14 protein-coding genes are annotated in these 13251 nt (G+C 70.5%); 9 read left to right on the forward strand and 5 right to left on the reverse strand.

Annotated features, from left to right (window positions below; genetic code table 11):
• The first annotated feature begins 69 nt into the window (after positions 1–69).
• On the forward strand, positions 70–603 hold the full coding sequence (locus U8D42_RS12910) for a hypothetical protein (protein ID WP_322860092.1): 534 nt from the start codon (positions 70–72) through the stop codon (positions 601–603).
• Positions 591–1106, forward strand: a complete 516-nt coding sequence (locus tag U8D42_RS12915) for a GNAT family N-acetyltransferase (protein ID WP_322860091.1) — start codon at positions 591–593, stop codon at positions 1104–1106. The genes U8D42_RS12910 and U8D42_RS12915 overlap by 13 nt, the downstream gene beginning before the upstream one ends.
• Here the strand turns inward: U8D42_RS12915 and zapE are convergent.
• Entirely contained in the window at positions 1084–2175 is a 1092-nt protein-coding gene (zapE, locus tag U8D42_RS12920; protein ID WP_322860090.1) for a cell division protein ZapE, read from the reverse strand. The genes U8D42_RS12915 and zapE overlap by 23 nt on opposite strands.
• Here zapE and U8D42_RS12925 point away from each other — a divergent pair.
• The 4 genes from U8D42_RS12925 (at position 2174) to msrB (ending at position 6322) form a co-directional block, all read left to right on the forward strand.
• Positions 2174–2935, forward strand: a complete 762-nt coding sequence (locus tag U8D42_RS12925) for a pyrimidine reductase family protein (protein ID WP_085240043.1) — start codon at positions 2174–2176, stop codon at positions 2933–2935. The two genes, zapE and U8D42_RS12925, sit on opposite strands and share 2 nt — an antisense overlap.
• A gap of 14 nt (positions 2936–2949) precedes the next feature.
• A complete protein-coding gene (locus U8D42_RS12930) occupies positions 2950–4509 on the forward strand; it encodes an alpha/beta hydrolase (protein WP_322860089.1) in 1560 nt (519 codons plus the stop codon).
• 18 nt (positions 4510–4527) lie between these two features.
• Positions 4528–5829: an arabinofuranan 3-O-arabinosyltransferase gene (aftC, locus tag U8D42_RS12935; protein WP_085240041.1), complete on the forward strand. Its 1302-nt coding sequence runs from the start codon at positions 4528–4530 to the stop codon at positions 5827–5829.
• An 82-nt stretch (positions 5830–5911) separates the two neighbouring features.
• On the forward strand, positions 5912–6322 hold the full coding sequence (gene msrB / locus U8D42_RS12940; RefSeq protein WP_085240040.1) for a peptide-methionine (R)-S-oxide reductase MsrB: 411 nt from the start codon (positions 5912–5914) through the stop codon (positions 6320–6322).
• A gap of 19 nt (positions 6323–6341) precedes the next feature.
• Here msrB and U8D42_RS12945 read toward each other — a convergent pair whose 3' ends face one another.
• Genes U8D42_RS12945 through hemE form a run of 4 tightly spaced genes read right to left on the reverse strand, consistent with a single transcriptional unit; the run spans position 6342 to position 10211 of the window.
• Entirely contained in the window at positions 6342–7112 is a 771-nt protein-coding gene (locus U8D42_RS12945) for a class I SAM-dependent methyltransferase (protein WP_322860088.1), read from the reverse strand.
• Positions 7109–7804, reverse strand: a complete 696-nt coding sequence (hemQ, locus tag U8D42_RS12950) for a hydrogen peroxide-dependent heme synthase (RefSeq protein ID WP_085240037.1) — start codon at positions 7802–7804, stop codon at positions 7109–7111. The genes U8D42_RS12945 and hemQ overlap by 4 nt, the downstream gene beginning before the upstream one ends.
• Positions 7805–7809: 5 nt before the next feature.
• Positions 7810–9165, reverse strand: coding sequence for a protoporphyrinogen oxidase (locus U8D42_RS12955; protein WP_322860087.1), 1356 nt, complete (start codon positions 9163–9165; stop codon positions 7810–7812).
• Entirely contained in the window at positions 9162–10211 is a 1050-nt protein-coding gene (gene hemE, locus U8D42_RS12960) for a uroporphyrinogen decarboxylase (protein WP_090423087.1), read from the reverse strand. The genes U8D42_RS12955 and hemE overlap by 4 nt, the downstream gene beginning before the upstream one ends.
• A gap of 47 nt (positions 10212–10258) precedes the next feature.
• On the opposite strand from hemE, the gene U8D42_RS12965 reads away from it, so the two are divergent.
• The 3 genes from U8D42_RS12965 to U8D42_RS12975 all read left to right on the forward strand — a co-directional run bounded on the left by U8D42_RS12965 (position 10259) and on the right by U8D42_RS12975 (position 13177).
• Positions 10259–11092, forward strand: a complete 834-nt coding sequence (locus tag U8D42_RS12965) for an enoyl-CoA hydratase/isomerase family protein (RefSeq protein ID WP_322860086.1) — start codon at positions 10259–10261, stop codon at positions 11090–11092.
• Between the two features lie 161 nt (positions 11093–11253).
• On the forward strand, positions 11254–11889 hold the full coding sequence (locus U8D42_RS12970) for a DUF3000 domain-containing protein (protein ID WP_322860085.1): 636 nt from the start codon (positions 11254–11256) through the stop codon (positions 11887–11889).
• A 1-nt stretch (position 11890) separates the two neighbouring features.
• Positions 11891–13177: a ribonuclease D gene (locus U8D42_RS12975; RefSeq protein ID WP_322860084.1), complete on the forward strand. Its 1287-nt coding sequence runs from the start codon at positions 11891–11893 to the stop codon at positions 13175–13177.
• The last annotated feature ends 74 nt before the right edge of the window (positions 13178–13251 follow it).

A 13251-nucleotide genomic window follows, 5' to 3' on the forward strand; every position in this document is an offset into this window, starting at 1 on the left:
CTCCCGACCGCTCGACCGGGTGTGCGATCATTCGAAGGTCCCCTTCCCAGGGTGCCTAGGAGGCAAGACATGGCGAAGACGCACCGGTGGTTGATCGTCTGGTCCGCGTTCCTCGTCGCCGCGGCGAGCGTCACCGCCGTCGCCGTTCTTCCCGCTCCCCGCGCCTGGGCCGGCGACGCCCCGATCGGCCACATCGGTGACACGCTGCGGGTGGACACCGGCACCTACGTCGCCGACGTCACGGTCGCCGGGGTGTCACCCTGCGACCCGCCGCCCGGCTTCGGCTACACCCGCGAAGGCACCTACAAGGGCTTCCCCGGCAGCACCGTCGAACGCGCCGACGTGGTCGTTCATGCCGTCCGGGTGCCCAATCCGTTCATCATGGCGACGAACTTCAGCTTCGACGGGGTGACGCCGTTCGCCGACGCCTACAAGCCGCGGGCCTCCGATGCGCCCGACGCGCTGGACAACGTGCTCACCAACGCGCCCAACGGTGCGGTGGTGCGCGGCGAAGTGTATTGGGACGCCTACCGCGATCCCGTCTCCACCGTGGTGCTGCTGGACAAGAAGACGGGCTACCACCTCGCGCAGTGGAACCTCTGACAAGCACCGTACGCGTCGTCACGACGGATTCCGTCGACGTCCGGCAGCTGGCCGATATCGCCGCGCGCACCTTCGCATTGGCCTGCCCGGCGTCCGTGCCGCGCGAGAACGTCGCGGCGTTCGTTGACGCCAATTTGTCGGCCGCGCGCTTCACCGAGTACCTGACCGACCCGCGACGCGCGATCCTGGCGGCGACGATCGACGATCGAATCATCGGTTACGCCATGCTAATTCGCGATGCCGGCAACGACACGGCGGAACTGTCCAAGATCTACGTCGCGGCCGAGCACCACGGGACCGGGGTGGCGGCCGCGCTGATGGACCTAGCGCTGGCCACCGCCGCAGAATGGGGAGCGGCCCGCGTGTGGCTGGGCGTCAACCAGGCCAACCAACGCGCACAACGCTTCTACGCCAAGAGCGGCTTCACCGTCACCGGCACCCGGACCTTCCAGGTGGGCGACAGCGTCGAAGACGACTTCGTCATGACCCGTGCGGTTCGTTGACCGTCAGCGCCACAAGCCGAGACATGGCCCGCAGATACTTCTTTCGATAGCCGCCGGCGAGCATCTCCTCGCTGAAGACGCAGTCCAACCTGTCGCCGGAGGCGACCACCGGAATGCCGGCGTCATACAACCGGTCGGTCAGCGCCACCAGCCGCAACGCCACGTTCTGGTCGTCGATGCCGTGCACGGCGGTCAAGAACACTGCGGTCACCCCTTCGATCAGGGTGAGGTACCGCGACGGGTGCATGGTGGCCAAATGCGCGCACAGCGCGTCGAAATCGTCGAGCGTCGCCCCGTCGACCCGCGCGGCGCGCGCGGCGACCGCTTCGTCCGACAACGGCCGCGGCGCGGGCGGCAGCCCCCGGTGCCGATAGTCGGGACCGTCGATCCGCACGGTCGTGAAAATGCTTGCCAGGGTGTTGATCTCACGCAGGAAGTCCTGGGCGGCGAACCGGCCCTCGCCGAGCTTCTCGGGCAGCGTGTTGGAGGTCGCGGCCACCGACACCCCCCGCTCGACCAGCGACGAGAGCAGCCGCGCGATCAGCGTGGTGTTGCCGGGGTCGTCCAGCTCGAACTCGTCGATGCACACCGCCGTGTAGTCGGCGAGCAGGTCCACGCATTCGGCGAAGCCGAACACTCCGGCCAGCTGCGTCAGCTCTGCAAATGTCGCGAACGCCTTGGGAGTTGACGACTCCGGCCCGTCGCCGGGCAGCTCGTAGTAGGCCGACGCCAGCAGATGGGTCTTGCCCACACCGAACCCGCCGTCCAGATACAACCCGACACCGGGCAGCACCGCCCGCCGGCCCGACAACTTTCGCCGACCGGCGCGGCGTTGCACCGCCTGGCGGCAGAAGTCCCGGCACGCCGCGACCGCGGCCGACTGCGTCGGCTCGGCCGGATCGGGCCGGTAGGTCGCGAAGCTCACGTCGGCGAACGTTGGGGGCGGCCTCAATTGGGCGATCAGCCGCTCCGGCGACACGGTCGGATGCCGGTCCACCAGCCGCGCCACCCGGCGCGAAAGGGACCCGTGCATGCCAGAACTGTAGCGGCGTGTTGCAATCAACCTCATGGGCCTTCCCGAGACGCCGCTGTCGCTGCTCGGATCGCAACGCGAACTCACCGACGGTGAACTCCGCCGGTTTTACGACTATCCCGAAGGCGACGGGAGGTGGGTGCGGGCCAATTTCATCGCCAGCGTGGACGGCGGGGCCACCTCCGGCGGCAGCAGCGGAACGATGGGCGGCCCCGGCGACCGGTTGGTGTTCAACCTGCTGCGCGAGCTCGCCGACGTCATCGTCGTCGGGGCGGGCACCGTGCGGGTCGAGGGCTACTCGGGCGCGCAGCTCAGCGCGGCCCAGCGTCAGCGACGCCAGGCCCGCGGGCAAAGCGAGGTCCCGCAGCTGGCGATCGTCACCAAGTCGGGTCGCCTGGACCGCGACATGACGGTGTTCACCCGGACCGAGGTGCCGCCGCTGGTGCTCACCTGCGCGGCGGCGGCGGCCCCGGCGCGCCAAGTGCTCACCGACCTGTGCGAGGTCATCGACTGCTCGGGCAGTGACGCCGGCGAGGTCGACGAGGCCGCCATGCTGGGTGTCCTCGGCGATCGCGGACTGCGCCGCATCCTGACCGAGGGCGGACCGATGCTGCTCGATTCGCTGATCCAGCGCGACATGCTCGACGAGCTCTGCCTGACCATCGCGCCGTACCTCGTCGGCGGGCTGGCCCGACGCATCGCGACGGGACCCAGCCAGCTGCTGACCCGGATGCGCTGTGCCCACGTTTTGACCGACGACGCCGGTTACCTGTACACCCGCTACGTCAAGGCCTAGCTACTGTGGTCGACATGAGTCGGCAGATCACGCTCGCCACGGTCTTGGTTGCGGTGACCACCGTGATCGCCGGCTGCGTCCCGGGGCTGGCCGCCGACCCGCGCTTCGCCACCAATTCCGGTGCCCGGCCCCAAGGGGCGACCACCGCCAAGCCGCCCCCCAAGGGCCCGCCGCCGCTGGCCGCCCCCAAGAACGACCTGCCGTGGCACGACTGCACGTCGAAGGTGTTCGGCGACGCCGCAGTCCCGCCCGCCGCCGGCGTCCAGCTGGACTGCGCGAACTACGACGCGGACCTGGACCCGAACGGCGGTGGGACCGGCAACGTGAGCGTCGGCGTGGTCCGGGCGCGCTCGAACCAGACGCCCCGCGACGCCGGCCCGCTGGTGTTCACCACCGGCTCGGACCTGCCGTCCTCGGCGCAGCTGCCGGTCTGGCTGTCGCGCGGCGGCGCCGACGTGCTGCAGACCCACCCGATCGTGGCCGTCGACCGTCGCGGCATGGGCATGTCGAACCCGATCGACTGCCGGGACACCTCCGACCGCCAGATCATGCGCGACCAGGCGCAGTTCCAAACCGGCGACGATCCCGTCGCCAACCTGTCCGAGGTCGCGAACACGGCCACCACCAACTGCACCGACGCCATCGCGCCCGGAGCGTCCGCCTACGACAACGCCCACGCCGCCTCGGACATCGAGCGGCTGCGGACGCTGTGGGACGTCCCCGCCGTCGCGCTGGTCGGGATCGGCAACGGCGCCCAGGTGGCGCTGGCCTACGCCGCGGCGCGCCCCGACAAGGTCGCCCGGCTGATCCTTGACTCGCCGGTTGCGTTGGGCGTCAGCGCCGAAGCCGGCGCCGAACAACAGGTCAAGGGCCAGCAGGCCGCGCTCGACGCGTTCGCCGCCCAGTGCCTGGCGGTCAATTGCGCGCTGGGCCCCGACCCCAAGGGCGCCGTCAGCGGGTTGCTGGCCGACGCCCGCGCCGGCAAGGGGCCCGGCGGTGCGTCGGTGGCACAGCTGGCCGACGCCATCACCGTCGCGCTGGGCTTCCCCGCGGGCGGCCGCGTCAACGCCACCACCAACCTGGCCAACGCCCTGGCGGCCGCCCGGTCCGGCGACACCAACCAGCTGACCAACCTGATCAACCACGCCGACGCCACCCGGGACACCGACGGCCAATTCGTCAACACCTGCAGCGACGCCGTCAACCGCCCCACCCCGGACCGGGTGCGCGAGCTGGTCGTCGCGTGGGGCAAGCTGTACCCCCAGTTCGGCACCGTCGCGGCGCTCAACTTGGTCAAGTGCGTGCACTGGCCCACCGGCTCGCCGCCGGCGCCGCCGAAATCGTTGAAGGTCGACGTCCTGCTGCTGGGCGTGCAGAACGACCCGATCGTTGGCACCGAAGGGGTCGCCGCGACGGCGGCCACCATCATCAACGCCAACGCGGCCAGCAAGCGGGTGATGTGGCAGGGCATCGGCCACGGCGCCAGCATCTACTCGAATTGCGCGGTCGCCCCGCTGATCGGCTACCTCAACAGCGGCAAACTGCCCGGCACCGACACCTACTGTCCCGCCTGACTTTCCGGGCCGGCCCCGGTGTACGGTGCGCTGGTGACCGCAGCTGAATCGACCCGAGCCGGCTTGCGCGACTGGATCCTGGCCGCCTTCCGCCCCCGCAGCGGCCCGCCGAGCACCGCCACGATATTGCGGTCCGCGCTGTGGCCGATCGCCATCTTCTCGGTACTGCACCGCAGCATCATCCTGCCCCTCAACGGCAACATCACCGACGACTTCAAGCCGGTCTACCGGGCGGTGCTCAACTTCCGGCACGGCTGGGACATCTACAACGAGCACTTCGACTACGTCGACCCGCACTACCTGTATCCGCCCGGCGGCACGCTGCTGATGGCTCCGTTCGGGTACCTGTCCTTCACGCCGTCGCGGTACCTGTTCATCCTGATCAACACCATCGCCATCCTGGTCGCCTGGTACCTGCTGCTGCGGCTGTTCAAGTTCACGCTGTCCTCGGTCGCCGCGCCCGCGCTGTTGCTGGCCATGTTCTGCACCGAGAGCGTGACCAGCACGCTGGTCTTCACGAACATCAACGGCTGCGTCCTGTTGGCGGAGGTGCTGTATCTGCGGTGGTTGCTGGACGGCCGGCCCAGCCGCCAGTGGTGGGCCGGATTGGCGATCGGCCTGACGCTGACACTCAAACCCGTCCTCGGGCCGTTGCTGCTGCTGCCCCTGCTCAACCGCCAGTGGCGTGCCCTAGTTCCGGCCGTCGCCGTGCCCGTCGCCGTCAATGTGGCCGCGTGGCCCCTGGTCAGCGACCCGATGGACTTCGTCACCAAGACGCTGCCCTACATCCTGGGCACGCGCGACTACTTCAACAGCTCGATCGAGGGCAACGGCGTCTACTTCGGCCTGCCCACCTGGTTGATCGTGTTCCTGCGGGTGCTGTTCACGCTGCTGGCGATCGGTGCCCTGTGGCTGCTGTACCGCTACTACCGCACCCGCGATCCGCTGTTCTGGTTCACCGGATCGTCGGGGGTGCTGCTCCTGTGGTCGTGGCTGGTGCTGTCGCTGGCCCAGGGCTACTACTCGATGATGCTGTTCCCGTTCCTGATGACCGTGGTGCTGCCGAACTCGCTGATCCGCAACTGGCCGGCGTGGCTGGGCATCTACGGCTTCATGACGCTGGACGACTGGCTGATCTACCGGTGGATGAGATACGGCCGCGCGCTGCACTACCTGAAGATCACCTACGGCTGGTCGCTGCTGTTGATCGTGGTGTTCACTGTGCTGCTGTTCCGTTACCTGGATGCCAAAGCCGAGAACCGGCTGGAAGACGGCATCGATCCGGCGTGGCTGACGCGCGAGCGTGAGGGCGTGCGGTGATCGTAAGCGCGGCGGACCCGGCGCCGGGGGTACCTCCCGCTCGCGGGGGGCGGGGCACCGCGACTTTCGCTAGCGTGGATGCATGACAACCCCGAAGCTGCGGCTGACCGAGGACGAGTGGCGGCAGAAGCTCACGCCCGAGGAGTTTCATGTGCTGCGTCAGGCCGGCACCGAGCGGCCCTTCACCGGTGAGTACACCGACACCAAGACCGAAGGCGTCTACCAGTGCCGGGCCTGTGGCGCCGAATTGTTCCGCAGCACAGAGAAGTTCGAGTCGCACTGCGGCTGGCCGTCGTTCTTCGACCCGGCGAACTCCGACGCGGTGATCCTGCGGTCCGACCGCTCGCTGGGGATGACGCGCACTGAGGTGCTGTGCGCGAACTGCCACAGCCACCTGGGCCACGTCTTCACCGGCGAGGGCTACCCCACCCCCACGGATCAGCGCTACTGCATCAACTCCATCTCGCTGCGCCTGGTGCCGTCGGGTTCGTAGCCGCCGGGTTCGCTGGCCTTCACGACGGCGCGCCTTGCTCCCGCGACACGCGGGTGGCGTGCACTTCCCAGAACGGGGCGTGCACCCGGCCGTCGACCAGCCACGGCTCCATCAAGCGGAACTGCTCCAGCAGTTCCTGGACTTGATCGGCCATATCCGGGTTTCGCGCGGCCATCATCTCCAGCGACTCGGTGCTCATGTTGACCAGATAGGTGGTCGGGCCCAGGTAGGTGATCTCCCAGCCGCAACGGGGAAGCACGTCACGAAAAGCCTTGTCGGACAACGTCCGCAGCATTTTGAAGCCGTTGACGTTGTGTTCGCCGAACTCGAACATGTACAGCCGCGCACCGGGTTTCGTCGCACGGTGCAACGCGTGCAGGTAGGAGTGCTGCAGGTCGGGGTCGGTGCTGAAGGTGTGGTAGAAGGCGCAGTCGACGACGGTGTCGAACCGGCCGTCCATGCCGTCCAGCTTGGTGGCGTCGGCCAGTTCGAAGTTGACCGAAACCCCGGCCTTACGGGCGTTTTCGCGGGCCCGCTCCAGCGCGCCCGCCGACCCGTCGATGCCGGTGGCCGAGTAGCCCTGAGCGGCGTAGTAGATCGCGTGGTGGCCCGGCCCGGTGCCCGGGTCGAGCACCTCGCCCTTGATCGCGCCGAGCGCGACCAGCCGCTGGACCACCGGTTGCGGCCCGCCGATGTCCCACGGCGTGGCGGCGGGCAATCCGTGCGACGTCCGCTCGTCGCGGTACATCTCCTCGAAGCGGGCGGGATCGGTGACGTCCGGCTGGCTCATGGCAGGGAGTTCACCAGCTGCTCGACCGCCACCCGCGGGCCGGTGAAGAACGGCGTCTCCTCACGGGTGTGGCGGCGGGCGTCGGTGGCGCGCAGCTCCCGCATCAGGTCGACGATGCGGTGCAGTTCGGGGGCCTCGAAGGCCAGGATCCACTCGTAGTCGCCGAGCGCGAAGGCCGGCACGGTGTTGGCGCGGACGTCCTTGTATTCGCGCGCGGCCATGCCGTGTTCGGCGAGCATGCGGCGGCGCTCCTCGTCGGGCAGCAGGTACCACTCGTAGGACCGCACGAACGGATAGACGCAGATGTAGTTGCCGGGCTCCTCACCGGCCAGAAACGCCGGGATGTGGCTCTTGTTGAACTCGGCCGGCCGGTGCAGCGCCACGCTGCTCCACACCGGCGAGCTGGCCTGCCCCAGCGCGGTGGTGCGCCGGAAGTCGGCGTAGGTGGCCTGCAGCGCCTCGACCCGTTCGGCGTGGGTCCAGATCATGAAGTCGGCGTCGGCCCGCAGGCCCGCGACGTCGTAGAGGCCGCGCACCACGACGCCGCGCTCCTCCTGCTGCTTGAAGAACGTCGACGCCTCGTCGATGACGTCGTCGCGCTGGTCACCGAGTTCACCGGGCTCCACGGAGAACACCGAGAACATGAGGTAGCGGATCGTGGAGTTGAGCGTGTCGTAGTCGAGCTTGGCCATGGAACCTATCGTGCCACTTCCGCCGCGAGGGCCTCGACCGCGCGGCCGGCCGCCCCGACGCATGCCGGCACGCCGATGCCGTCGAGGTAGCTGCCCGCCACGGCGAGCGTCGGCGGCAGGCCCGCCCGAATCTCGGCGACCAGCTCGGCGTGGCCGGGACCGTACTGCGGCATCGCCTCGATCCAGCGCTGCACGCGGGCATCCACCAGCTTGACGTCCAGACCGAAGACGGTGGCCAAATCGTCCACCGCCCACTCCAGCAGCTCGTCATCCAGCGCCGTCTCGGCCAGGGCGTCGCCGCACCGACCGAACGACAGCCGCAGCAGTTGCGTGTCCCCCCGCGCGCCCCACTTGCGCGACGACAGGGTGATCGCCTTGCTGTGCAAGGCTTCCCCGCTGGCCACCAGCACGCCGGAGCACTGCGGCAGGGCGGTGTCGCCCGGCACCGCCAACGCCACCACCACCGACGATGCGCTGGTGATCCGGCCGGCGGCGGTCGCGCTCGCGGGCGCGACGTCGGCGATCAGGCGCACCAGCCGCGGGGCGGGGAGGGCGAGGATGACCGCGTCGGCGTGCCAGCGGGTGCCGGCGTCGTCCAGCAGCGACCATCCCGGCCGGGCCGGCTCCAGCCGCTGCACCGCGGCCCGTACCCGGCGCGGCCGGGCGCGCTCGACGAGCGCGTCGAGCAGGACCTGGTAGCCACCGTCCAACGCCCCGAACAGCGGGCCGCCGGTCGCCGGGGGCAGCGCCTGCCGGACCGCCTCGGTCAGGCTGGTGGCGCCGCGGTCCAAGGCCGCCGCGACGCCCGGGGCCGCCGCGCGCAGGCCGATCGTGGCCGCCGAACCCGCGTACACCCCGCTCAGCAGCGGGTCCACCGACCGGGCGACGACCTGCTCGCCGAACCGCTCGCCCACCAGGTCGGCCGTCGCGGGATCGCTGCCGGGCCGCCAGTCCAGCGGGCGGCCGGGCTCGGCTTCGATGCGCGCGACGGTCGCGTCGTCGACCAGCCCGGCCATCGAGGCGGCCGACGACGGAATCCCGACCACCGTGCCGGTGGGCAGCGGATGCAACGTCCGCCGGCTGTAGATCAGCGGCCGGGCGCCGGTGGACTCCAGCCGGCGCTCCGACAGACCCAGCTCGGCCAGCAGCGCCGGCATCTCGGGCCGGCGCAGGATGAACGCCTCGGCGCCGACGTCCATGGTCTGCCCGCCGACCCGCTCGGTGCGCAGGATCCCGCCCAGCCGGTCGCCGGGTTCGAACAGCATGATGGCCGCGTCGTCGCCCACCGCCGCCCGCAGCCGGTACGCCGCCGTCAACCCCGAAATTCCGCCCCCGACAACGCAATACGAGGGCGACGTCATAGCGAGTGGACCAGCGACACCAGGTCGGTCAGCACGCCGGGGTCGGTCTCGGGCAGCACGCCGTGGCCGAGGTTGAAGACGTGACCGATCGCGCCCGCGTCGACCGCGCGGCGCCCGTCCTCGACCACCGCCCGGGCCGAGCGTTCCACGGCCGGCCACCCCGCCATCAGCACCACCGGGTCGAGGTTGCCCTGTAGCGCCGTCCCCGGCGCGACGCGGGCGGCCGCGTCGGTGAGCGACGTCCGCCAGTCCACGCCCACCACCGTCGCGCCGACGGCCGACATGGCGCCCAGCAGCTCGGCGGTGCCGACCCCGAAGTGCGTCATCGGCACGCCGTGCTCGGCCAGCGCGCCGAACACCCGGGCGCTGTGCGGCTGCACGTAGGTGCGGTAGTCGGCGAGCGACAGCGCGCCCGCCCACGAGTCGAAGACCTGCACGGCGTCCACCCCGGCCTCCAGCTGCGCCCGCAAAAAGCCGACGGTGATGTCGGTGAGCTTTTCCATCAGCGCGTGCCAGGTGGCCGGCTCGGCCAGCATCATCGCCTTGGTGCGGGCGTGGTGTCGGCTGGGGCCGCCCTCGATCAGATAGGACGCCAGGGTGAACGGCGCACCCGCGAACCCGATCAGCGGGACGTCGCCGAGCGCCGCCACCAGCAGCGTGACGGCCTCGGACACCGGCTGGATCCGTTGCCGGTCAAGGGGTTTCATCGCGTCGACGTCGGCGGCGGTGCGCACCGGCGACGCGATGACCGGCCCGACCCCCGCGACGATGTCGAGGTCGACGCCCGCGCCGAGCAGCGGCACCACGATGTCGGAGAACAGGATCGCCGCGTCGACGTCGTGGCGGCGCACCGGCTGCAGGGTGATCTCGCAGACCAGCTCTGCGTCGAAGCAGGCCGCCAGCATGTCGGTCTGGGCCCGCAGCGCCCGGTATTCGGGCAGCGAGCGACCCGCCTGCCGCATGAACCAGACCGGGATTCGGTTGGGTTTCCCACCGGTGACGGCGGCCAGATACGGCGACTCGGGAAGGTCGCGGCGAGTACTCATTGTCCTCAATGCTGCCATGACGGTGCCGCTGCGTAATATCGACGACCGTGCCAGTCAGCCAGCCGCCGGTCAGCTACGACGAGTTCCCCAGTCTGCGCTGTGAGGTGGGCGACGACGGCATCCTGACGCTGGTGCTCGATGCGCCCGGCCTCAACTCGGTCGGGCCGCAGATGCATCGCGACCTCGCCGACGTCTGGCCGGTGATCGCCCGCGATCCGGCCGTGCGGGTCGTGCTGGTCCGCGGCGAGGGCAAGGCCTTCTCCTCCGGCGGCAGCTTCGACCTGATCGCCGAGACCATCGGCGATTACGAGGGCCGCATCCGCATCATGCGGGAGGCCCGCGACCTGGTGCTCAACCTGGTCAACTTCGACAAGCCCGTGGTCTCGGCGATTCGCGGCCCGGCCGTCGGGGCGGGCCTGGTGGTGGCCCTGCTCGCCGACATCTCCGTGGCGGGCCGCACCGCCAGACTCATCGACGGGCACACCAAGCTGGGCGTGGCCGCGGGTGACCACGCCGCGATCTGCTGGCCGCTGCTGGCCGGCATGGCCAAGGCCAAGTACTACCTGCTCACCTGCGAGACGTTGCTCGGTGAGGAAGCCGAGCGCATCGGCCTGGTGTCCACCTGCGTCGACGACGACGACGTGCTGGCGACGGCGACGCGCATCGCGGAGGATCTGGCCCGCGGCGCCCAGAACGCGATCCGCTGGACCAAGCACAGCCTCAACTACTGGTACCGCATGTTCGCGCCCGCCTTCGACACCTCGCTCGGCCTGGAGTTCCTCAGCTTCAGCGGCCCCGACGTGCAGGAAGGCCTCGCCGCGCATCGGGAGAAGCGGCCCGCCCGATTTACCGCGGAACAGGGTCCTGAGCTGGGTCGATAGGCTGCCATGGGGTCTTATAACGGCTTGATCGCGGTCGGCGCGCCTGATGCCGCGCGTCCGCCGATGGGTCTACCGTCGGACCCTGTGACCCGTGCCGTGACGACGCAGGACTGCGCAGATGGGGCGGGGGCACCACCCGCTTGCGGGGGAGAGTGGCGCTCATGACCTACGCCGCGCCGCCGCGAAGTGGCCTGGATGAACAGGAGCGGCGCCAAGTGACCTCAGCTGAACCGGAGCCCTTCCGCGAGGCGGTCGCGGCCATGAACGGCGTCACCGTGCGGCCGGAGATCGAGCTGGGCCCGATCCGCCCGCCGCAACGCCTCGCGCCCTACAGCTACGCGCTGGGAGCCGAGGTCAAACATCCCGACCGCGAAATCGTCCCCGAGCGATCCGACGGCGACGCCTTCGGCCGCCTGATCCTGCTGTACGACCCGGAAGGCGCCGACGCGTGGGACGGCACCATCCGCCTGGTCGCCTACATCCAGGCCGACCTGGACCCCAGCGAGGCCGTCGACCCCCTGCTGCCCGAGGTGGCGTGGAGCTGGCTGGTCGACGCGCTGGAATCCCGGATGGAGCAGGTCACCGCGCTGGGCGGCACCGTCACGGCCACCACATCGGTGCGCTACGGCGACATCTCCGGGCCGCCGCGCGCCCACCAGCTGGAGCTGCGGGCGTCGTGGACGGCGACCACGCCGCAAGTCGGCGTCCACGTCGAGGCGTTCTGCGAGGTCCTCGAACACGCGGCGGGGCTCCCGCCGACGGGCGTGACCGACCTGAGCTCGAGGTCGCGCGCCTGACATGTCCGAACCGGCCGCCGACGGGCAAGGCAGCACCGAGCCCGGCAGCAGCGAACCCCAGCCCACCCCGCTGCTGCGCCCGGCCGAAGGGATCCCCAACCTCTCCGTGACCGTCCGCCAGATCGAGGCGGCGGCCGAACTGCTGGAGCGTGGGCGTGGACCGTTCGCGGTGGACGCCGAGCGCGCGTCCGGTTTCCGGTACTCCAACCGGGCCTACCTGATCCAGATCCGGCGGGCCGGCGCCGGCACCGTGCTCATCGACCCGGTGAGCCACGAGGCCGACCCGCTCGAGGCACTGCGGCCGGTCGCCGAGGTGCTGCGCGACGACGAATGGATCCTGCATTCGGCCGACCAGGACCTGCCCTGCCTGGCCGAGGTCGGCTTGCAGCCGCCGGCGCTCTACGACACCGAGCTCGCCGGCCGGCTGGCCGGGTTCGAGCGGGTGAACCTGGCGACCATGGTGGAGCGGCTGCTGGGGTCCGGTTTGGCCAAGGGCCACGGCGCGGCGGACTGGTCCAAACGCCCCCTGCCCGAGGAATGGCTCAATTACGCGGCGCTGGATGTGGAACTGCTCATCGAGCTGCGCACCGCGATCGCCGACGTCCTGGCCCAGCAAGGCAAAACGGATTGGGCCGCAGAGGAATTCGACTATCTGCGGGCGGCGGGCACGAAGGAGCCCGCGATGCGGCCGGACCGGTGGCGGCGCACGTCGGGGATCCACCGGGTCCGCGACCGGCGCGGCCTGGCCGCGGTCCGCGAGCTGTGGTTGACGCGCGACCGCATCGCCCAGCGCCGCGACATCGCGCCGCGGCGCATCCTGCCGGACTCGGCCATCATCGAGGCCGCCCTGGCCGACCCGAAGACGGTCGAGGAGCTCACCGCGTTGCCGGTGTTCGGCGGGCGCAATCAGCGTCGCAGTGCCGCCACGTGGCTGGGGGCGCTGGAGGCGGCCAGGCAAACCAAGAATCCGCCCGTGGACGCCGAACAGTCGAACGGGCCGCCGCCGGCGGCGCGGTGGAGCCGGCGCAAACCGGAGGCCGCCGCACGGCTGGAGGCGGCGCGGGCGGCACTGTCCCAGGTGTCGGAGCGGGTCAACGTCCCCACCGAGAACCTGGTCTCCCCGGATCTGGTGCGACGGCTGTGCTGGGACTGGGAGCCCGCGCCCGATCCGCTCGAGGCGGTCGACGCGTTTCTGCGCGCCGGTCAGGCGCGGCAGTGGCAGCGGGAACTGGTGGATCCCCCGCTGGCCCGGGCGTTGCAGCCGCCCGCCGCACCCGAGGAGACCTAGGGCGGAGCGGAGCTATTCACTCGGCGGCACGGGTGATCTTCGCTGCCGCCATTTCCTCGATGAGAGGCGGTCGG

This window comes from Mycobacterium europaeum (genome assembly GCF_034555895.2).
GTDB lineage: Bacteria > Actinomycetota > Actinomycetes > Mycobacteriales > Mycobacteriaceae > Mycobacterium > Mycobacterium europaeum.

Excerpts from the sequence above, each read along its gene's own strand:
- U8D42_RS12955 (WP_322860087.1), bottom strand. The coding sequence starts at position 9,165 with ATGACGTCGCCCTCGTATTGCGTTGTCGGGGGCGGAATTTCGGGGTTG.
- U8D42_RS12970 (WP_322860085.1), top strand. The coding sequence starts at position 11,254 with ATGACCTACGCCGCGCCGCCGCGAAGTGGCCTGGATGAACAGGAGCGG.
- U8D42_RS12910 (WP_322860092.1), top strand. The coding sequence starts at position 70 with ATGGCGAAGACGCACCGGTGGTTGATCGTCTGGTCCGCGTTCCTCGTC.
- hemQ (WP_085240037.1), bottom strand. The coding sequence starts at position 7,804 with ATGGCCAAGCTCGACTACGACACGCTCAACTCCACGATCCGCTACCTC.
- U8D42_RS12925 (WP_085240043.1), top strand. The coding sequence starts at position 2,174 with ATGGGCCTTCCCGAGACGCCGCTGTCGCTGCTCGGATCGCAACGCGAA.
- msrB (WP_085240040.1), top strand. The coding sequence starts at position 5,912 with ATGACAACCCCGAAGCTGCGGCTGACCGAGGACGAGTGGCGGCAGAAG.
- U8D42_RS12945 (WP_322860088.1), bottom strand. The coding sequence starts at position 7,112 with ATGAGCCAGCCGGACGTCACCGATCCCGCCCGCTTCGAGGAGATGTAC.
- U8D42_RS12930 (WP_322860089.1), top strand. The coding sequence starts at position 2,950 with ATGAGTCGGCAGATCACGCTCGCCACGGTCTTGGTTGCGGTGACCACC.
- U8D42_RS12975 (WP_322860084.1), top strand. The coding sequence starts at position 11,891 with ATGTCCGAACCGGCCGCCGACGGGCAAGGCAGCACCGAGCCCGGCAGC.
- zapE (WP_322860090.1), bottom strand. The coding sequence starts at position 2,175 with ATGAGGTTGATTGCAACACGCCGCTACAGTTCTGGCATGCACGGGTCC.
- hemE (WP_090423087.1), bottom strand. The coding sequence starts at position 10,211 with ATGAGTACTCGCCGCGACCTTCCCGAGTCGCCGTATCTGGCCGCCGTC.